This is a genomic window from Amycolatopsis sp. WAC 04182 (genome assembly GCF_003947465.1).
Lineage (GTDB): Bacteria > Actinomycetota > Actinomycetes > Mycobacteriales > Pseudonocardiaceae > Amycolatopsis.
This window is the reverse complement of the sequence record NZ_QHJJ01000002.1, coordinates 785,053-804,733: the sequence shown is the minus strand read 5'-3', so window position 1 is coordinate 804,733 and position 19,681 is coordinate 785,053. Positions and strand designations below refer to the sequence as shown.

The window sequence follows — 19,681 nt, the reverse complement described above, 5'->3', positions numbered from 1 at the left end:
CCGTATGCTGTGGACTCGCACTTTTGGGGGACACCATGACCGGCACCGACGAGGTATCCAGACCGTTCGCGCCTTCGCCGTCTCGGCCGGAGAACCCGCGTAACGCCGGGAACGCCGTGGTCGGTCTGCTCATCGTCGCCGCGCTGACCGCCACCGGGATGGCGATGGCGGGCGGACCGCGGACGGTCGACGGCCGGGCCCTCCCGGTGCCCGGCGTGTACACCTCGGAAGGGGCCAAGGCGCCGGCCGGGAAGGCGAAGCCCGCGCCCAAGGAGGTGCGGGAACTCGAGACGAACCCGCTGCTGGCGGACGGGGTCGCGCTCGGCGCCGTCACCTGCCGTCTGCCCGCGATCAGCCGCGAGCCCGCCAAACTGGAGACGTACTACAAGACGTTCGTGTCGTGTCTGGCCGAAGCCTGGAAACCCGCCTTGGACCAGGCGAACGAACCGGCGCTGACGGTGACCGTGCAGGTGACGCTGCCCGAGACCAGCGCCTGCGGGAAGGCACCGGGCGAGAACGAGGCCGTCGCCTACTACTGCGGTGGCGACACCACGATCTACGCGCCGACCCAGTGGATGCTGGGCGACGCGGGCCTCGAACGGTCCCGTCACCTCGCGACGATGGCCCACGAGTACGGGCATCACGTCCAGCGCTCCAGCGGGATCCTGTCGGCGGCCACGGAGAAGATGTCGTCGCCGGAGGAGAACTCGCCCGCCGACAAGGAACTGGTCCGCCGCATCGAACTGCAGGCGAACTGCTTCGGCGCGCTCGCCCTCGCGGCGGCCGCCGGTCGTGGCTCGATCAGCAGGTCGCTGGCCAACGCCGCCCTCGACGACTACGGCCGCGCCGACGACAGCGACACCCACGGCAGTCGTCGCAACCAGCTGAAATGGGCGAAGGCCGGCTTCTCCGGGAAGACGACGTCGGCGTGCAACACCTGGGCGGCCCCGGCCTCGGACGTCACATGATCGACGACGTGATGGCCGAGATCAACACCGGCCTCCAGCTGCACATCTCCGGTGACCGGGCCGGCGCGCGCGAGAAGTTCGCGGCGCTGTGGGAACGGATCGGCGAGGACGGCGATCCGCTGCACCGGTGCGCGCTCGCGCACTACATGGCCGACGTCCGCGACGACCCGGCCGACGAACTCGCCTGGGATCTGCGCGCGCTCGAGGCGGCCGATTCGCTCACCGACGAACGCGCCAAGGAGTACCACGCGACGCTGGCCGTGCGCGGTTTCTACCCGTCGCTGCACCTGAACCTGGCCGAGGACTACCGCAAACTCGGTGATCACGAGTCCGCGAAGGCCCAGTGGGCACTCGGGCGGGGCACACTCGACGCGCTCGGCGACGACCCGTACGGCACCGGGATCATCCAGGCGTACGACGCGCTCGCGACCAGGCTCGGGATCGAACCGGACTCTCCGGACTTTCGCGCACGGCGGTGAAGCCATAACCTGGAGTGACTCAGGTCACCCTTCCGGGAGGAGCGCGTATGCGGATTTCCGATCTGTTGCGGACCAAGGGGGCGGCCGTCGCGACCGTCTCGCCGGAGACGAACGTCACCGAACTGCTCGAGAGACTGGCGGAGCACAACGTCGGCGCGCTGGTGGTCGTGGACGCCGAAGGCGCCATCGTCGGCATCGTCTCCGAACGGGACGTGGTGCGCCGGCTCAACGAGCGCGGGCCCCAGCTGCTCGACGGATCGGTGTCCGCGATCATGACGAAGATGGTCGCGAGCTGCACCCCCGAGGACTCGGTCGATCAGCTTTCGGTCTTGATGACCGAACGCCGCATCCGGCACGTCCCGGTCGTGGTGGACGGCAGGCTCGCCGGGATCGTGAGCATCGGCGACGTCGTGAAGACCCGGATGGAGCAGCTGGAGAAGAGCCAGGAACAGCTGGAGGCGTACATCTCGCAGGGCTGAACCGCCGAAGGGCCGTTCCCGAGCTCGGGAACGGCCCTTCGCGCGTACGGCTCAGCCGATGGCCCTGTCGAGCGTGAGCGCGGCGTCGATGAGCCCGAGGTGGGTGAAAGCCTGCGGGAAGTTGCCGAGCTGCTCGCCGTTCGGGCCGATCTCTTCGGCGTACAGGCCGACGTGGTTGGCGTACGTCAGCATCTTTTCGAACACCAGCCGCGCCTTCTCCGGATACCCGGCACGGGCGAGCGCGGTGACGTAGCCGAACGTGCACAGCGAGAAGGTGCCCTCGTCCCCGCGCAGGCCGTCAGGTGAGGCGCTCGGGTCGTAACGGTAGACGAGGCTGTCGGTCACCAGCTCGTTCTCGATACCCGCCAGGGTCGCCAGCCAGCTCGGATCGTGCGGGGTGATGAACCCGACGTCGGCCATGCGGAGCAGCGACGCGTCGAGGGAGACCGAGCCGTATCGCTGGACGAAGGCCTGCTTGAGCGAACTCCAGCCGTACTCCCAGATCTGGTCGTAGACCCGGTCGCGTTCGTCCCGCCAGGAATCGAGCGCGCAGGGCAGCCCGTGCGCCGTCGCGAGGCGGACACCGCGATCGAAGGCGACCCAGCTCATGAGCCTGCCGTAGGTGAAGTCGGCCTTTCCTTCCCTCGTCTCCCAGATGCCGTCATCCGGCTGATCCCAGTTCGCGGCGAGCCAATCGAGCAGATCGGTGAGCGCCTTCCAGCCTTCGTGCCCGACCTCCGCGCCCCGTTTGTCCGCCTGGTACACGGTGTCGAGCAGTTCGCCGTAGACGTCGAGCTGGAGCTGGTCGGACGCGGAATTGCCGATCCGTACCGGCACCGAGCCGCGATACCCGGACCAGTGCGCCAGGGATTCCTCCAGCAGATCCGACGACCCGTCGACGCGGTACATGATCTTCAGCCGTCCGTCGCCGCACAGGTGGCGCTCCCGGAGCCAGCGGGCGAACGCGACCGCTTCGTCCGTGAACCCCAGAGCGAGCAAGGACGAGACCGACAAGGACGCGTCCCGCACCCAGGCGTAGCGGTAGTCCCAGTTCCGTTCGCCGCCGATCTGTTCCGGCAGGCTCGTGGTCGGCGCGGCGACCATCGCCCCGGTCGGCGCGTAGGTCAGTAGTTTGAGGGTGATCGCGGACCGGTCGACCATCTCCCGCCAGCGCCCCCGGTAGGTCGAATGGTTCAGCCAGTCCCGCCAGAAGCGGACGGTGTCGTCGAAGGCCTGCTCGATCTCGGCGACCCGGATCGCGCGCGGCTCCCCGCCGTCCGACTCGAGCGCGAAACCCCTGGCCTGCCCGGTTTTCAGCAGGACCGAGCCGTAGACGCCGCCTTCGATGACATGGGCGTGCAGCGGTGGCGGATCGCCGGGTTCCCGGACCGCGTGCAGGGTCAGGGCGGAGTCTTCGCTGTCGAACAGCACGCCGTCTTCGGTGACGGTGGTGGTGTGCGGACTGCGCGCGTAGTCGAAGCGCGGGACGACCTCCATGGCGAACTCGACGGTCCCGCGCACGCAGCGGACCAACCGGATCAGCCGGTGGCCGCCGTCGGTGCGCCCGCCGGTCACCGGGCGCATGAAATCGATGACCTCGCCGGTACCCAGCCTGGTCATGAACCGGGTGATCAGCACGGCGGTACCGGGGAAATAGAACTGACGCGACGTGTACGGCTCCCGGACGGGCCGGATCCGGCAGTGGCCACCGCGGGGATCCAGGAGCGCGCCGAACACGCTCGGGGAATCGAACCGAGGGCAGCAGAACCAGTCGATCGCGCCGCCGGTGCTCACCAGCGCGGCGGTCTGGAGATCGCCGATCAGCCCGTGGTCGGCGATCGGCGGTTGGTGGTGGTTCACGGGCGGCTCCTTGCCGGAAGGGGGTTTTCGCTCACCCTCGTCCGCTCCCGGGAAGCCGGGCGTCACCCTGGCCGGGTGACTTCCCGGCCAGGGCGAAGTCCCGGCGCTCATCCGCCTCAGGTGATGTGCGCACCCCGGTCGCCGCTGTCCGATGGCCACCGTCAGATCACCCATTTTTCAGAAGGGACGGTGAGCCGTGGACACGTTGACCATCTGGACGTTCCGCTCGGCCGAAGGCGCGGATCGCGCGGTGGAGACGGTACGGAGCCTGGCGAAGAACCAGCTCATCTCGGTACACGACGCCGCGACGGTGTCGTGGCCGGTCGGCGCCTCCAAACCGAAGCTCCGGCAGCTGCGCAACCTGGCCGGCCGTGGCGCGCTGAGCGGCGCGTTCTGGGGGTTGCTGTTCGGCCTGATCTTCCTGGTGCCGCTGCTCGGCGCGGCGCTCGGTGCCGCGGCGGGCGCCTTCGGCGGCCTCACTTCGGACTACGGCATCGACGACGACCTGATCAAGAAGATCAGGGGAGAGGTCACCGAGGGCACGTCGGCGCTGTTCCTGCTCACTTCGGGCGCGGTCATCGAAAAGGTGCGAGATGCCTTCGGCGGTGAGGAAGCGCCGGAGCTGATCTTCACGAACCTGACTCCCGAACAGGAGGGAGCCCTGCGGGAAAGCTTCGTGCTGGAACCGGAACTCCACGCCGCCGACGCGCCGGGAACGGGGACGAAATGAGCAGGCAGTGGAGTGCCGGCGCCGATCTCGCCGACCGGTCCGGGATACGGCCGGTCTGGGCCGGATGGATCGTCTTCGCCAGCGTGATCATGCTGATCCTCGGCGCGTTCGACGTCATCGCCGGGATCGTGGCACTGGTGCGGGGCGACTACTACATCTCGGGCCCGGAATACTCGCTCGTCCTGGACGTGACCGGCTGGGCGTGGGCCCATCTGGTGGGCGGCACGCTGGTGGCGGTCTCCGGTGTCTTCCTCATCTCGGGAGCCATCTGGGCGAGGGTGGTCGCGGTGCTCTTCGCGGCCGGTAACGCGGTGACCCATCTGGTGTTCCTCTCGGCTCATCCGCTGTGGTCGATGCTCGTGATCGCCTTGTGCGTGACGGTCATCTGGGCGGTCGTCGTCCATGGCGACGCGGTCCCGAACCGCGAGTCATGGTGATCGACCGGCCTGCGACCCGGACACCGCGGGCGCTCGTCGTCCTGCTCGGCGCGGCCGCGATCGTGGTCGCCATCGCGGGGATCAAAGCGGTCGCGTGGCTGGCGGCGCCGACGTTGCTGGCGCTCGTCATCGTGATCACGCTCAGTCCCGCGCATGGCAGGCTGCGGCGCTTCGGCTTCCCGCGCTGGGCGGCGACGGCGGCGCTCGTGGTGTTCGTTTACGGGATCCTCATCGCCTTCTGCTTCGCGATGATCGTTTCGATCGCCCAGCTCGGCCAGCTGCTGCCGCGCTACGGCGACCGGATCATGGCTCTGTACGAAGAAATCGCCGGAGTGCTGGCGAAATTCGGTGCCGGGCCGGGCCAGTTGCGCGACATCTTCCAGGCACTCGATCCCGGCAAGCTGGTTTCCTACGCCGGTTCCCTGCTCGCCGATCTGACCGGTGTCACCACGAGCCTGGTCTTCCTGCTGGGACTGTTGCTGTTCCTCAGCGCGGAAACGGCGGACATCGACGGCCGGATCGCCGGGATCGCGGGAGAACGGGTACGGACGGCCGAAGCACTGCGTGACTTCGGCCGTCGCGTCCGGGTGTACCTGGCGGTGACCACGGTCTTCGGGCTCATCGTCGCGGCGATCGACGTCCTCGCCCTGGTCTTGCTGGGAGTTCCGCTCGCGGCGTTGTGGGGTCTGCTTTCGTTCGTGACCAACTACATCCCGACGATCGGTTTCCTGCTCGGCCTCGGTCCGCCCGCCACGCTCGCGCTCCTCGACGGCGGCTGGCGGACGATGCTGGCGGTGGTGGTGGTCTACATCGTGATCAATTTCGTGCTGCAGTCACTGATCCAGCCGCGGTATGTCGGCAACGCGGTCGGCCTGTCCGCGACGGCGACGTTCGTGGCGCTGGTGTTCTGGGCCTGGGTGCTCGGACCGCTCGGGACGTTGCTGTCGGTTCCGGCGACCTTGCTGGCGCTGGCCGTGCTGGTCGACGACCCGGGGCGCAGCTGGGTCACCGCACTGGTGGGTTCGCCCCGGCGGGGTCAGAACAGGATGAGCACGACGAAGAAGAGGCACGCCACGATGTTCAGCAACCAGCCGTGGTCGTTCGTCCAGTCGCGGACGGCGGGCATGAGCCGGGCGGCGCGCCGCCGGAAGAGGAGGTAGGCCAAGAGCGGCAGGGCGGCGATCAGCGTGGTGGTCAGGAGGAACGGGATCGCCGCGCTGAACCCCGCCCCGCCGCGGCCGAGGTCGAGCCCGACGACGCACATCACGATGACGTCCGAAGGGAAGAACGCGATGAGCAGGAATCCGGTACGGAATCCTCGCCGCGGCCCCGCCGACATGAGCGTTCTCAGCCATTTCGGCGGTTCCGCGGTCTCGCGGTGCGTCCAGTTCCAGATCGCCATTCCCAGGAGAAGCGCGACCAGCCCGTACTGGATCAGCGTGTAGACGGAGCCGTCCGAGCCGGAGAGCAGGGGATCGGGCGGCAGGAATCCGGCCAGCCACGTCGTGAGCGCGGTTCCCGCCGTCACGGCCGTGCCCACCCCCGCGACGAACGCGAGCGAGGTCGGCACCGCGCGCGCCGTCGTGATCAGGATCAGCGCCGACACGAATTGCGGCCCGGCCATCATGGTGATCGCGAGCGGGAGGACCGTGAGCGATTCCGTCATTCCGTACTTCCCGTCAGAGGGTGTTCCGGCACAAGAATCGCGTTGCCCGCCACCGGTTCCCTCCGGCGACGGACAACGCTCGCGCGGCGGTCTCACCGCCGGAGCCCTGGGACAGAGTCGGGCTTCTCGATCCGCGATCTCCAGAATGCGCCGCCGCCGCGCGGGCTTCTTCGTTCTCAGAGGGTGAAAACGGCGCCTCGATTCCGTCACCCAACGCGAGAAAAGCCCCTCGGTGACCACTCTTCGCGACCAGTGGTGACTCGTCTCACCCGCCAAGGAGGAGGTGACCGTCGCATGGGGTGAGCAAGATCGGTCCCCTCACTCGTCTGGGGAATCGAAGGGAGACAATCGGTGAGCACTGAGCCGCGTGGTCGGTCCAGAGCCAAACTCGTTCTGACAGCACTGACCTTCGTGCTGGTCCTTTCGGCGCAACCAGGAAGCCGGTCATCGGGGGAAGCGGTACTTTCCGGTATCGGCCTCGTTTTCAGCGGGACATCCCGCGTTCTGGGTTTCGCCTGGCATGTTCTCTCCAGCGCGGCGATGTCATGCGCCGGCCGATGACCCGCGTCGAGGGCACGGCACCGGAGATCCACGACGTGGAAGCGGTCGCGGTACCGGCGCCGAAACTCGCGCCGCCGCCACCCGCGGCCGACGTGCTCGAACGGGACCGGCTGCTGGACGTCCTCGATCAGGCGACGTCGGGCGAAGTCCCCAGCGTCACCTTGCTCAACGCGCCCGCCGGGTCCGGGAAGACCGTGCTGCTCGGCAGCTGGTTCCGGCGCCGGGCGCGCCATCATCCCGGTGGTGAACACCTGGCCTGGGTTTCCTTGGACGCCAACGACAACAAGGTCTTCTCCTGGTGGTCGTCGATCCTCCAGGCGTTGCACCGCGGCGCGATCCCCGGACCGGCACTGGCGCGGGACGCCTCCGCGCACGAAGGTGTCGGCGCGTTCGTCGACGCGTGCGCGCGGCTTCGGCGGCCGGTGATCCTGGTGCTGGACAACGCGCACGAGCTGTCCGAGCCGGACGCGGTCAAGAACGTGAACCTGCTCCTGCGCTATCTGCCGTCCGGAGTACGGGTCGTCATCGCGACCCGGTTCCCGCCGCCGCTGATCCTGCCCCAGATCCGCCTCGAAGGCAGGCTGCGGGAGATCACGGCGCACCAGCTGAACTTCACCGAGGAGGAGACGGGGCAGCTGCTCGCCAGGAAGAACCTCGCGCTGTCCAAGGCGGATCTGGACCGGGTCAGGGAACGAACGGAAGGCTGGGCGGCGGGACTGCGGTTCCTCACGCTCGCGCTGGACTCCGCACCGGACGCCGGTGGGGCCATCCGCGCCTTCACCGGCGACGACCGCCTGCTGGCCGAGTACCTGTCCGGGGAGATCGTCGGCCCGCAGCCCACCTATGTCCGCGAGTTCCTGCTGAGCGTGTCGGTGTGTCCCGACATCACCGACGGGCTGGCCACCCGGCTGACCGGACAGGAGCACGCCGGCCAGATCCTGTACACGCTCACCCGCACCAACGCGCTGATCACTCAGCACGGCGGTGAAGAAGGTCGCTACCGCTGTCATCCTTTGCTGCGCGAGTACCTGCGCGCGGAGCTGAGCCGACGCCATCCTCGGGCCTATCGCAGGCTCCACCGTCTGGCGGCAGAATGGTTCACGGACTCCGGGGACGTGCTCACGGCCTTCGAGCACAGTGTCGCGGCGCAGGACGAGGAGCTGATCACCCGGTACGTCCAGCGATTCGGGCTGCGGATCGTCCTCAAAGGACACGGGCCGCGGCTGCACAGGCTGCTCGGCGCGTTGCCGGAACATATCCTGGCCCGGCCGCAGGTCGCGCTCGTCGCCGCCATCGCGTCCCTCGACGACCACGACCTCGTCGCGGCGGACCGGTACCTCGGCCGGATCGACACTTCGGCCCAGCCGCTGCGCTCCGGACGGTTGCGCGCGTTGAACGCCGTGGCCGTCGCCTACCGCGCGCGATACGGCGGGCAGCTGGACGAGGCGCTCGCCGAACTCCGCGCCACGAGCGCGGGTGACACCGGCGACGCCGACCTCGACCTGCTGGCGCTGGCCACGCGGGGGACCGCCGCCTTGTGGCTGGGCGACGTCCCGGGCGCCACCGAGGATCTGGAACGCGCGCTGCGGATGGCCACCCTGGAGCGCCGCGACGCCGTCAGCCTCCACTGCGAAATCCATCTCGCGGGGATCGCCTGTGTCCAGGGTGATCTCGCCGGGCTGGCCGTGCACACCGGTGCCGCCCTCGAACTGGCCCGGTCCCACGGCTGGACCGAGACTCCGCGGACCGCCTTCCTCTACACCGTTCTCGGCCTGGCGGCTTACCAACGGCTGGACCAGGAGAGCGCCCGGCGGTTCTCCGCGCTCGCTTCGCGGCTTTCACCCGCCGTCGTGGACCCGGCCGTGGAAATGCTGACGGTGACGCTCAGCGCCGCCGTCGAATTCGGCCTCGCGGCCGATCCGCACGCGGTCGTCGAAACGTTGCGGAGCCACCGCAAACGGCTCGCCGGCGAACCGGTCGCGCCGTGGCTGGTCGCCTGCACCGCCCCGATCGAACAACGGCTGGCCCTTCGCGTCGGAGAGCCCACTTGGGCGATGGACGTGATGGAACGGCACCGGCACCTGCTCGCGCCCTACGCGGAGCACGCGCTGCTGAGCACCCTCGTGCACCTGCATCGCGGCAGGCCGGGCGCCGCGCGGCGACGGCTGCGACCGGTCATCGAGCGGCAGACCAGGACGCTGGTGGCGCACACCCTGATCGAAAGCTGGCTCCTGGAAGCGGTTCTCGCCGACCAGGCCGGTGAACAGAACCGGGCGCACACCGCCGTCGGCCACGCGCTCGACCTCGCGGCACCCCTGCAGGCGCTGCGGCCGTTCCACGACGCCGGACAGGACATCCGGGAGCTCCTCGTGCGCGGCGCCGGACGGTTCGGGCGCACCGAAGAGTTCGCGAGCGCCGTGCTGCAGGCGTTACCGGCCCGGCCGGGGGCACCGGTCGACCCCCTGACCTCACGCGAGCTCGAACTGCTCACCGAGCTGCCGTCCATGCGCACCGCGGAGCAGATCGCCGATTCGCTCTACGTCTCGGTGAACACGGTCAAGACCCACCTTCGCGGCATCTACCGGAAGCTCGGCGTCAATCACCGCCGCGACGCCGTCGTCGCCGCACGAAGGCGTGGCCTGTTGTAGGCCCTTCGGCTACTCCCGCCAGCCGGCCAGCTCGACGCCCTTCGCGACGTCCACCCGGTATCCGAGCGTCACGACGCTCTTCGCGCCCGGAGCGAGCGTCAGCCGCCAGGTGTACTCGCCCAGCTCGGTCCGCTCCACCGGCTCCGGCACGGTGCGCACGTCGCGGACGGTGATCGCGTCGTCCCGGGAGACCGGCGCCTGGTCCAGCACGGTCACGACCGCTTCGCGTGGGCTGTGGTTGACGATCGTCGTGGTGTAGGCGGCTTCCCGCTTGCGGACCCCGGACAGCGTGGCCTTGCTCGCCGTACGGTGCGCGAGTTCCCGCTCGACCCGGATCCGGTCGTCCACGCCGAGGGCGAGTTCGAGTTCCTCACCCGGCGCCCAGACGTCCAGCCGGGTGGTGCCGACGAACTCGGTCTCGTGGAACACCGACGCCTTGCCCGGCCGCAGCGTGTGCTCCGAAGTGTTGACCACGGCCGCCCGCAGGAACGCCTCCGGCGACACCACCGGAGCGGTGACGTAACCCAGTTTCGCGGTCAGCTCCAGCTGCGCGAGCGTCGTGCGGTGGCCCTGCGCTCCCGAGGGGACCGCCACCGGGCGGCCGGGCCGGTAGGTGACCGCGGTGGTGCCCTGTTCGACGGACGCGGTCCGCGCCGCCATCGCGGGCGCGGCGGGAGCAGGCATGCCCACCGACTCCGGGATCCCGCCGCCCGCGGGCGACGCGCTGCCGTACGGCATGCGAGCCATCGACGGCTTGTACTCCCGCACGCGGTCAAGGAACCACGGATCGAGTTCCGGCACCTCCACGGTGTTCGCCGGCCGCGCGGTGGAGAGGGCCAGCTCGCATTCGGGCCAGTCCTCGCCGGTGTGCTGGGTGATCCGCCCGTACCAGGTCACCGAGACGTCCTCGCCGCGGACGCGCACGTCGTAGCCCGGCTCCCAGCTCGCGTTCGCGACCACATAGGACAGTTCGAGGCCGATTTCCGCGCCGTCCTCCCGGCTCTCCAGCTCGACCGTGACCGTCGCGCTGTCCACTTCGGACGTTCCCTGTTTCGCCTCGATCTCGCGGTCTAGCGCCTTGAGGTCGTCACGGAGCCGGGCGAGGCGGATGCCGAGTTCGCGGCGCTTCCCGAGCGCCTCGGCCAATTGCGTGCCGAGCGCGTCGGTGACTTCGGCGACCCTGGGCGGTTCCGCCATACCCTCCGCGAGCGCCTTCGCGAAACTCTTGCCGCTGCGTGTCGCCAGCCCGGTCAGCAGATCGACCTTCGCCGTCTCCGCGGCGACGGCGTCCGCGACCTCGTCGACCACCGCCTGATCGGCGTGCCGCTGCTCGGTCAGCGCGCGCAGGGAGGCGTCCGCGGGCGCGGGATGGCGTTCGACGGCGACGTCGACCCCGGCGATGACCGCCGGGCCGGAACCGGTGACGCGGACCGAGTCGGTGTCCAGGTTCCACGGCAGGCCCGCGAAGGCGAAGCGCGTTTCACCGTCGAGGGCAGCCGAAGCCCGCCTGGTGATCCGGGCATGGTGCGGGTAGACGGTGACGGCGACGATCGGTGCTTCCAAGGTGCTCGGCATGCCTCCGACGTTAGTCTCTTGACACCTGTTCGGGTGGCCGGAAACCTCAGCTGGGTCCTTCCCGCCCGCCATTGGGGGTCCTGTGAGAGTCGCCAGGCTCGCTGCCCTGTTCACCGCCGTCCTGGTCCTTCCGGCGACGGCGTTGCCCGCCCAGGCCGACGCGCCGCCGGCTCCGGTCTTCAAGGACGGCCAAGCCCAGCCCGTGTTCGACCCGGCGGACGTCATCCGGGAGAACGTCTGGGTCACCGCGCCGGTCGACAGCGACCGTGACGGCAAGGACGACCTCGTGCACGCGGAAGTGGTGCGGCCCCGCGCGACGCAGCAGGGCATGAAGGTCCCGGTCGTCTACCAGGCCAGCCCGTACTACGCGGGCGGCAACGACGTCGCGAACCACAACGTCGACGTCGAGCTGTACGTGCCCGGCGCGAAGCGCGCCCCGGCGGGCCCGCGGATCGCGACGAAGACCGTCGGCCCGAACCCGGCGCCGATCAGCTGGCGCTACCAGGACTACTTCACCGCCCGCGGTTTCGCCGTGGTGTACGGGGAGTCGCTCGGCAGCGGCCAGTCCACCGGCTGCCCGAGCAGCGGCGACGTCAACGAGACCATCGGTGCGAAGTCCATTGTGGACTGGCTGAACGGCCGCGCGACGGCACGGGACGCGGCGGGCAAGGCCGCGGTCGCGGACTGGAGCACCGGCAAGACCGGCATGATGGGCGTGTCCTACAACGGGACGCTGCCCAACGCCGTGGCCAGCACGGGCGTCGAGGGACTGGAGACGATCGTCCCGATCGCGGCGATCTCCAGCTGGTACGACTACTACCGCAACGACGGCGCCGTCGTCGCGGCGGGCGGGTTCCAGGGCGAGGACGCGGACGTGCTCGCGGACTACGTCCACACGCGACAGGATCGTGCCGTCTGCCGTCCGCTGATCGACGGCATCGCGGTCGACCAGGACCGCGTGACCGGTGACTACAGCCCCTTCTGGGACGCGCGGAACTACCGCAACGACGTGAACAAGGTGCGGGCCTCGGTGCTCGTGGTGCACGGCTTCGGCGACTGGAACGTCAAGACCGACCAGGGCACCCGCTGGTACGAGATGCTCAAGGCGCGCGGTGTCGAGCACAAGATCTGGCTGCACCAGGCCGGGCACGCCGACCCGTACAGCCTCCGCCGCGACGTCTGGCTCACCACGCTGAACAAGTGGATGTCGCACTATCTCTACGACGTGGACAACGGCATCGAGCGCGAGCCGAAGGCCACCATCCAGCGTGAGGACAAGTCGTGGGTGGACGAGCCGGAGTGGCCGCTGCCCGGCACCCAGGACGTCAAGCTCTACCCGTGGCCCGGCGGTTCTTCGAAGGGCAAGCTCGACACGCGCAACCCCGTTCCGGGCAAGGCCGCCGTCGAGACGCTGGCGGACGACGCGAGCAAGACGATCGAACAGCTCGCGGCCGCGACCTCGTCGGGCAACCGGCTGCTGTACTCGACCACCGCGGCGAAGCAGCCCGTTCGGCTTTCCGGAACGGTGAAGACCGACCTGTCGCTGTCCTTCGACAAGCCGGCCGCGAACGTGACCGCGGTGCTCCTCGACCGCGCTCCGGATGGGACCGCGAAGGTGATCACCCGCGGCTGGACCGACCCGCAGAACCGGCGCGACCCCGCCCGCACCGACCCGATCACCCCTGGCGAGAACTACAAGGTCGAGGTGGAACTGGTCGCGAAGGACTACCTGCTCGCGGCCGGGCACAAGATCGAGTTCCTGGTGGCCTCCAGCGACCACGACTACACGCTCCGGCCCAAGCCGGGCGCCGGTGTCTCGGTCGAGCTGAACCGCACTTCGCTGGTGCTGCCGGTGGCGGGCGGCAAGCCCGCGCTGCGAGCCGCTTTCGGCTGAGCGAGCCTGCTTCCGCGAAGGCCTCCTTCCCTGCTCTGGCGGTAGGGAAGGAGGCCTTCGCTACGTCACGCCGCGGCCATCGACCCCAGCCAGAATCCAGTGGGTAACCAAACCCCGGACGACACGAACACGCACGGCATTGCCGTGTGCCCCGCCTGACCGACGGCCTCGCAGGCGTCGCGAAAGCCACTTTCGCGACACCTGATGTCCCGAAAGTGGCTTTCGCGACACGCGATGCGGGCGCGCGGCTGCCGGAAAACCCCGACCCGACCTCGGGCTTGTACGGAAAATGTATTTCCCCCGGCTTTGCTTCCGGCCGTCCGGCTTCCCCACCTGATGGAGGTCTCCATGTCCAGGTTGCGCCGTTTCGCAGTGCTCGCCGCGGCCGCCGTCATCCCCGCGCTCGGCTTGACCCTCGCCGGTACGACGCAGGCGTCGGCCGCCCCGAACTTCCAGGTCCCGTTCAAATGCGGCGTCACGGTCACGGCGGCGACGTTCAGCGGGCACAGCCCGGCGAACTCGGTCGACTTCCAGAAGTCGGGGATCACCGGGATGCCGGTGCTGGCGTCGGCGGGCGGCACCGTCACCCGGGTCGCCAACGAAGGCAGCACGAGCTACGGGCGCTGGGTCGAGATCGACCACGGCGGCGGCTGGCGTACCCGGTACGCCCACCTGTCGACCCAGTCCGTCTCGGTCGGCCAGGCCGTCAGCCTCGGCAAGCAGATCGGCACGGCCGGGGCGACCGGCGGGGTGACCGGCCCCCACCTGCACTTCGAACAGCGGCTCAACGGGGTGGCGCAGAAGGCGGTGCTGCACGGGGTCGCGGTGCCGTACTACGGCCACACCAACTTCACCAGCAAGAACTCGTGTGGCGGCAACCCGTACGACGCCACCGAGGTGTGCGGCAGCGGATTCTCGGTCGTCGACTCGCAGGGGCTCGCGAACGGTTCCGGTACCGCGTACCTGCTCTACAACGCGTCGACCAAGGCCAACTGCGTCACCACGCTGAAGGCGGTTTCGCTCGGCACCGCTTCGCCGGTGTCGGCGTTCCTCGAAGTCCAGGGTTCGGCTCGGGTGACCGATTCCGGCAGCTTCACCTACTACGCCGGACCGGTGAAGAAGACGGCCGCCGCGACCTGCGTCAAGTGGGGTGGCTCGGTCGGCTCGAACGCCTACGAGAGCCCGTTCGAACACTGCGGCTGACCCCGCGGGACCGGCACAGTAGACCACCCCACCGACAGGATCGGCGTCCCGCGCTCGGTCCCGCGGCGGTTGTCCACAACGGTCCCGGCTGTCCACAGATATGTCGTGCCCCCACCCGGCGGCCCCATTCCCGCCGCAGGGTGGGGGAATGACCACATCCACTCCGACCGGCAGGACCAAGGTCGATCTGACGGATCCGGCGGACCTGCTCGCCGCGATCCCGTACCTCCTCGGCTTCCACCCCGAGGACTCCGTCGTCGTCTTCGGCCTGCGCGGCCCGGGACGCAAGCAGCAGGGCCTCGTCATGCGCGTGGACCTGCCACCGCCGGGCCTGGAACTCGACCAGGCGCGTGACCTGGCGGTCAGGCTCGCCGTGACCGCCCACACCGGCGCCACCGTGGCGGTGGTCGGCGGTGGTGCCGCGAACAAGGCGGGACGGCCCCCGCGACGCCGGTTCATCCGACGCCTGGAGGCTTCGCTGACCGAGTACGGCATCTCGCTGAAGCATGCGGTGTGGGCGCCGCGTATCGCCGCCGACGTGCGCTGGGGCTGCTACCGGGAAAGGACCTGCGGCGGTCTCCTGCCGGACCCGCGCGACTCGGTGGCCGCCGCGGTCGTCACCGGCGCCGGGCAGGTCACGCACGCGAGCCGGGAAGAGGTCGAGCGCCTTTTCGATCCCGTCGCGCCGGAGACGCTCGCCCGGCGCGCCGATCTCCTGACCAGGTTGGCCGAGCCGCCCTGGCGAGGCGGAGATCTCGTCCAGGCCGCTATCGCCGAGGTGAACGCCGCGCTCGCCCGCGCCGACGCCGGCGACCGGACGATCACCGACGACCAGGCCGTCCGGCTGGCCTGGGCCCTTTCCCTGGTCGAAGTCCGCGGTGCCTGCATGCTCACCGCCGCTCCCGCGGATTCACCACTCGCCCGCACGGCGGAGGAGCTCTGGCTCACGCTGGCCAGGGAACTTCCGGCACCGGAAGCCGCCGAGGCGCTGGCGCTGAAGGCACACGCCGCCTACGCCCGCGGCGACCTGGCGACCGCCGGGATCGCCCTGGTCAGGGCTCGCGAAACCGACCCCGAACACGGGCTGACGAAGTTGCTGACCAGGGCGCTGGAAACGATGGTGGAGCCGTCCGAAGTGGCCCGGGTGGTCCTGCGGCAGCGAGCCGAAGGAACGCCCGAGATCGGCCTCAGGCGTTCTGGCGGGACCGCGTGAACGCCCAGGCGTCGGCGACGATCCCGTCGAGGTCGGTGCGCTCGGGCTTCCAGCCGAGTTCGTCACCGGCCCGCTCGCTGGAGGCCACCAGCACCGACGGGTCGCCTGCCCGGCGCGGAGCGACCACGGCGGGGATCTCGTGGCCGGTGGTGCGGCGGCACGCCTCGATCACCTCGAGCACCGAGAAACCGGTGCCGCTGCCGAGGTTGTAGATGCGGTGTTCGCCCTCGGCCGCGTGACGCAGGGCCAGCTGGTGCGCGTCGGCGAGGTCGACCACGTGGATGTAGTCGCGGATGGCGGTGCCGTCCGCGGTCGGGTAGTCGTCACCGAAGATCTGGATCCGCTCGCGGTCCCCGGTGGCGACCTGGAGCACGAGGGGGATCAGATGGGTTTCGGTGGTGTGACGCTCGCCGAAGGAGCCGTAGGCGCCGGCGACGTTGAAGTAGCGCAGGCTGACGGCGGCGATGCCGTGGGCGCGCGAGAACGAGGTGATCGCGTGGTCGATGGCCAGCTTCGTCGCGCCGTAGGTGTTGGTCGGCTGCGTCGGCGCCGTCTCCGGGATGGGGGAGGACTCGGGCTCGCCGTAGGTGGCCGCGGTGGAGGAGAACACCAGCCGCTTCGTGCCGTGGTCGCGCATCGCTTCGAGCAGGCGGAGCGAGGTCAGGACGTTGCCTTCCCAGTACTTCGCCGGATCCGTCATCGACTCGCCGACCAGCGACTTGGCGGCGAAGTGGAGGACACCGTCGAAGCCGTCGCCGAGCAGTCGCCGAGCGACCTCGGCGGCGTCGCCCTCGACGAAGGTGGCGTCCGGGTGCACCGCGTCGGCGTGCCCGGTGGAGAGGTCGTCGACCACGGTGACGTCGTGCCCGGCCTCGATGAGGCGGGCCGCGCAGACGCTGCCCACATAACCGGCTCCGCCCGTCACCATCAGCTTCAGGGTCTTGGTCGGTTCGTCGGTCACGTTCGCGCCTTTCTGCTGCGGATGCGGTCGTGGCCCAGTGTCCTCGCCCCCGGGCACCGGCCGTGCCCCGGGGTGCGGGTGGAGTTCCGTGTCCCAGCACGCGTGTCCCGTGCCCGGACACGCGAATCACGCCGCGGGGCCGATTCGCGCCTAGAGCTCGTCGCGGCCGGCGCCGCGCGACGGCACCGCGGTGAACAGCCTGGGGTGGCGCAGATCCGCCGCTTCGTACGCGGCCTTCACCGCTCGCCCGACGGTGTCCACATCGGACTCGCGGACCAGTGCGATCGCCGAACCGCCGAAACCGCCGCCGGTCATCCGCGCGCCGAGCGCCCCGGCTTCGCGGGCCGAATCGACGGCGAGGTCGAGTTCACGGGTGGAGATCCGGTAGTCGTCGCGCATGCTCGCATGCGAGGCGTCCAGATGAGGACCGATCTCGGTGATGCGGCCCGCCCGCAGCAGGTCCACGGTGTCGAGGACGCGCTGGTTCTCCGTCACCACGTGGCGTACCAGCGGCACGAGTTCTTCCGGCAGCTTCTCGAGCGCGGCGTCCAGCCCGTCGACGCCGATGTCCCTCAGCGCCTTCACTTCGAGCAGTTCCGCGGCGCGCTCGCAGCCCCGGCGGCGTTCGCCGTAGCCGCCTTCGGCGTGCGAATGCTTCGTGCGGGTGTCCATGATCAGGATCCGGACGCCGGATTCCTCCAGCGGGAACGGCACCTGTTCCATCTCGCCGGAGCGGACGTCGAGGAAGAGCACGTTCGATTCCGTGCAGCACAGGGAAGCGGTCTGGTCGAGCAGGCCGGTCGGCGCCCCGACGAAGTCGTTCTCCGAACGCTGCACCCAACGGGCCACTTCGTGCAGGCTCGGCGAACCCCCGCCGGTGCCCGGAGTGGTACCCGCCAGCCCCAGCAGGGCGAGCGCGACGGCGCATTCGAGCGCGTGGGAGGAGGACAAGCCCGCCCCCGACGGCACGTTCCCCGCGATCGCCACGTCCGCGCCGCCGCCGAGGCCCTGGTCGCGCAGCACCCACGCGACCCCAGCCGGGTACGCGGCCCACCCCTCGACCGAGCCGGGCCGCAGGTCGGCGACGGTCAGCGGGCCGGACTCCTGGACCCTGCCGTCCGAGCCGAGGGTGGCCACGGTCAGCACACCGTCCTCGCGCGGCGTCGCCGCGGCGGCGAGCCGGTGCGGGAGGGCGAACGGCAGCACGAAACCGTCGTTGTAGTCGGTGTGCTCACCGATCAGGTTCACCCGGCCCGGCGCGGACCAGACCCCGGACGGAGCCCGGCCGTGGAGGGCCTGGAAGGTCTCCGCGGCGTCGGACGCGGCGCTCACCTGGCCTGCGCCAGCACGGCGTGCAGCGCTGACACGGGCACCTGCGCGGTGTTGCTCCCGCCGGTGACCTCGATGGTGCCGCCGGGCGCGGTCTTGCCGACCTTGACCCGGCTGCCGGGCACGATGCCGACCGACTTGAGCTCCGTCATCAGCGTCTCGTCCAGCTGGACGTGCTCGGCGATCCGGCGGATCTCGACCTCGCCGCCACCCATGCGGGCGAACTCGTCGAGCCGCACGAGGTCGGCTTCGGCGGGCGGAGCGGGCTCGCCGTCGCCGAGCTTGTCGAGCCCCGGGATCGGGTTGCCGTAGGGAGACGTGGTGGGGTGGTCGAGCAGCTTGACCAGCTTGCGCTCGACGGCCTCGCTCATCACGTGTTCCCAGCGGCAGGCCTCGTTGTGGACGTGCTCCCACTCCAGGCCGATGACGTCGACCAGGAGGCGCTCGGCCAGCCGGTGCTTGCGCATGACCGCGATGGCGAGTTCGCGACCGTGCTCGGTCAGCTGCAGATGCCTGTCGTCCGCGACCACGACCAGTCCGTCGCGCTCCATCCTGGCGACGGTCTGGCTCACGGTCGGGCCGCTCTGCTGCAGCCGCTCCGCGATCCGGGCCCGCAGCGGGACGACACCTTCTTCTTCGAGCTCGTAGATGGTACGCAAGTACATCTCTGTGGTGTCGATGAGATCGTTCACGCTGTCCCCTTCGTCCGCGTTGCTCATCGTAGTCGCTGGCACTGACAGCGACGCAGGCGTGGGGAGAACAAGCACCGAGGCGGGAAAAGTCCCCCAAGCTGGGCAGGGAGGCGCGCGGGGCGGAAAGATGGACCCATGCGCCCCATGATCACCACCAGCGAACTCGCCGAGCGGCTCTCCGGGCCGGAATCGGCACGCTCCGTAGTGCTCGACGTCCGCTGGCGGCTCACCGGCCCGCCGGGCGCCGATTCCTACCGTGAGGCACATCTCCCGGGCGCGGTGTACGTCGATCTCGACACGGCGCTCGCGGGGGAGCCGGGTGACGGCGGCCGTCATCCGCTGCCCGAACCGGAGACGCTGCAGCGGCATCTCCGGGCGGCCGGGGTCCGAGCCGGTCACCCGGTCGTGGTCTACGACGACGCCGACGGTTCGGTCGCGGCCAGGGCGTGGTGGCTGCTGCGCTGGGCCGGGCACGCCGAGGTCGCCGTGCTGGACGGCGGGTTCGCGGCCTGGACCGAAGAGGAGCGTCCGGTCACCGCCGAGGTCCCTTCGCCCGAGGAGGGGGACATCGTCGTGAAGCCCGGTGGCATGCCGGTGCTGGACGCGGACGAGGCGGCCACGCTCGCCAGGGAGGGCTTGCTCTTCGACGCGCGGGCGAGGCCGAGGTACGCGGGGGAGACCGAGCCGATCGACCCGCGCGCCGGGCACATCCCCGGCGCGGTCAACGCGCCCTTCTCCGGGCATCTCGGGGAGGACGGGCGCTGGCGCGACGCCTCGGAGCTGGCCGAGCGGTTCGAAGGTCTCGGCGTGGCCCCGGAGACCCCGGTCGGTGTCTACTGTGGATCGGGCGTCACCGCCTCGTCCGTCGTGCTCGCGCTCGAGGTCGCCGGTCACCCGGAGCCCGCGGCGTTGTACGCGGGTTCGTGGTCGCATTGGTCCCGCGATCCGGAGCGCCCGGTGGCCACCGGGGATCTGCCCGGCTGACC

16 protein-coding genes and 1 pseudogene are annotated in these 19,681 nt (G+C 70.1%); 11 read left to right on the top strand and 6 right to left on the bottom strand.

Going from position 1 to position 19,681, the window contains the following annotated elements; genetic code table 11:
* The first annotated feature begins 35 nt into the window (after positions 1 to 35).
* The 3 genes from DMH01_RS10965 to DMH01_RS10955 are packed head-to-tail and all read left to right on the top strand — an operon-like array spanning position 36 to position 1,926.
* A complete protein-coding gene (locus tag DMH01_RS10965; protein ID WP_125675651.1) occupies positions 36 to 968 on the top strand; it encodes a neutral zinc metallopeptidase in 933 nt (310 codons plus the stop codon).
* Positions 965 to 1,447: a hypothetical protein gene (locus DMH01_RS10960; RefSeq protein ID WP_125675649.1), complete on the top strand. Its 483-nt coding sequence runs from the start codon at positions 965 to 967 to the stop codon at positions 1,445 to 1,447. Before DMH01_RS10965 ends, DMH01_RS10960 begins: the two co-directional genes overlap by 4 nt.
* A 47-nt stretch (positions 1,448 to 1,494) precedes the next feature.
* Positions 1,495 to 1,926 (top strand): CBS domain-containing protein, encoded by a 432-nt coding sequence (locus DMH01_RS10955; RefSeq protein WP_034322689.1) that lies wholly within the window; start codon positions 1,495 to 1,497, stop codon positions 1,924 to 1,926.
* A gap of 51 nt (positions 1,927 to 1,977) precedes the next feature.
* On the opposite strand, the gene DMH01_RS10950 is transcribed toward DMH01_RS10955, so the two are convergent.
* Positions 1,978 to 3,786: a glycoside hydrolase family 15 protein gene (locus DMH01_RS10950; protein ID WP_233621467.1), complete on the bottom strand. Its 1,809-nt coding sequence runs from the start codon at positions 3,784 to 3,786 to the stop codon at positions 1,978 to 1,980.
* A gap of 196 nt (positions 3,787 to 3,982) precedes the next feature.
* On the opposite strand from DMH01_RS10950, the gene DMH01_RS10945 reads away from it, so the two are divergent.
* The 3 genes and pseudogenes from DMH01_RS10945 to DMH01_RS43245 form a co-directional block, all read left to right on the top strand.
* The gene (locus DMH01_RS10945; protein ID WP_125675645.1) at positions 3,983 to 4,516 is read left to right on the top strand and encodes a DUF1269 domain-containing protein; all 534 of its coding nucleotides are present in this window, start codon (positions 3,983 to 3,985) and stop codon (positions 4,514 to 4,516) included.
* On the top strand, positions 4,513 to 4,953 hold the full coding sequence (locus tag DMH01_RS10940) for a hypothetical protein (RefSeq protein WP_125675643.1): 441 nt from the start codon (positions 4,513 to 4,515) through the stop codon (positions 4,951 to 4,953). Before DMH01_RS10945 ends, DMH01_RS10940 begins: the two co-directional genes overlap by 4 nt.
* Positions 4,947 to 5,873: pseudogene (locus DMH01_RS43245) on the top strand (AI-2E family transporter); the annotation flags it as partial. The gene DMH01_RS10940 and the pseudogene DMH01_RS43245, both read left to right, overlap by 7 nt.
* A 116-nt stretch (positions 5,874 to 5,989) precedes the next feature.
* On the opposite strand, the gene DMH01_RS10930 reads toward DMH01_RS43245, so the two are convergent.
* Positions 5,990 to 6,619, bottom strand: coding sequence for a GAP family protein (locus tag DMH01_RS10930; RefSeq protein WP_125675639.1), 630 nt, complete (start codon positions 6,617 to 6,619; stop codon positions 5,990 to 5,992).
* A 557-nt stretch (positions 6,620 to 7,176) separates the two neighbouring features.
* Here DMH01_RS10930 and DMH01_RS10925 point away from each other — a divergent pair.
* Entirely contained in the window at positions 7,177 to 9,828 is a 2,652-nt protein-coding gene (locus DMH01_RS10925) for a LuxR C-terminal-related transcriptional regulator (protein WP_125675637.1), read from the top strand.
* Positions 9,829 to 9,837: 9 nt separating this feature from the next.
* Here the strand turns inward: DMH01_RS10925 and DMH01_RS10920 are convergent, their stop codons facing one another.
* A complete protein-coding gene (locus tag DMH01_RS10920) occupies positions 9,838 to 11,403 on the bottom strand; it encodes a DUF4139 domain-containing protein (protein ID WP_125675635.1) in 1,566 nt (521 codons plus the stop codon).
* A gap of 82 nt (positions 11,404 to 11,485) precedes the next feature.
* On the opposite strand from DMH01_RS10920, the gene DMH01_RS10915 reads away from it, so the two are divergent.
* The 3 genes from DMH01_RS10915 to DMH01_RS10905 all read left to right on the top strand — a co-directional run bounded on the left by DMH01_RS10915 (position 11,486) and on the right by DMH01_RS10905 (position 15,713).
* Positions 11,486 to 13,297 (top strand): Xaa-Pro dipeptidyl-peptidase, encoded by a 1,812-nt coding sequence (locus tag DMH01_RS10915; protein ID WP_125675633.1) that lies wholly within the window; start codon positions 11,486 to 11,488, stop codon positions 13,295 to 13,297.
* A 348-nt stretch (positions 13,298 to 13,645) separates the two neighbouring features.
* Positions 13,646 to 14,500 carry a M23 family metallopeptidase gene (locus DMH01_RS10910; RefSeq protein ID WP_125675631.1) on the top strand — a complete coding sequence of 285 codons (855 nt, stop codon included), beginning with the start codon at positions 13,646 to 13,648 and terminating at the stop codon, positions 14,498 to 14,500.
* 148 nt (positions 14,501 to 14,648) lie between these two features.
* Positions 14,649 to 15,713 carry a DUF4192 domain-containing protein gene (locus tag DMH01_RS10905; protein WP_125675629.1) on the top strand — a complete coding sequence of 355 codons (1,065 nt, stop codon included), beginning with the start codon at positions 14,649 to 14,651 and terminating at the stop codon, positions 15,711 to 15,713.
* Here the strand turns inward: DMH01_RS10905 and galE are convergent.
* The 3 genes from galE to DMH01_RS10890 form a co-directional block, all read right to left on the bottom strand.
* Positions 15,688 to 16,641, bottom strand: coding sequence for a UDP-glucose 4-epimerase GalE (gene galE / locus DMH01_RS10900; RefSeq protein WP_125676681.1), 954 nt, complete (start codon positions 16,639 to 16,641; stop codon positions 15,688 to 15,690). The two genes, DMH01_RS10905 and galE, sit on opposite strands and share 26 nt — an antisense overlap.
* Before the next feature lie 183 nt (positions 16,642 to 16,824).
* A complete protein-coding gene (gene galK, locus DMH01_RS10895) occupies positions 16,825 to 18,006 on the bottom strand; it encodes a galactokinase (RefSeq protein ID WP_125675627.1) in 1,182 nt (393 codons plus the stop codon).
* Positions 18,003 to 18,722 carry a metal-dependent transcriptional regulator gene (locus tag DMH01_RS10890; protein WP_125675625.1) on the bottom strand — a complete coding sequence of 240 codons (720 nt, stop codon included), beginning with the start codon at positions 18,720 to 18,722 and terminating at the stop codon, positions 18,003 to 18,005. Before DMH01_RS10890 ends, galK begins: the two co-directional genes overlap by 4 nt.
* Positions 18,723 to 18,830: 108 nt before the next feature.
* Here DMH01_RS10890 and DMH01_RS10885 point away from each other — a divergent pair, with 108 nt between their 5' ends.
* The gene (locus DMH01_RS10885; RefSeq protein WP_125675623.1) at positions 18,831 to 19,679 is read left to right on the top strand and encodes a sulfurtransferase; all 849 of its coding nucleotides are present in this window, start codon (positions 18,831 to 18,833) and stop codon (positions 19,677 to 19,679) included.
* Positions 19,680 to 19,681 lie beyond the last annotated feature (2 nt).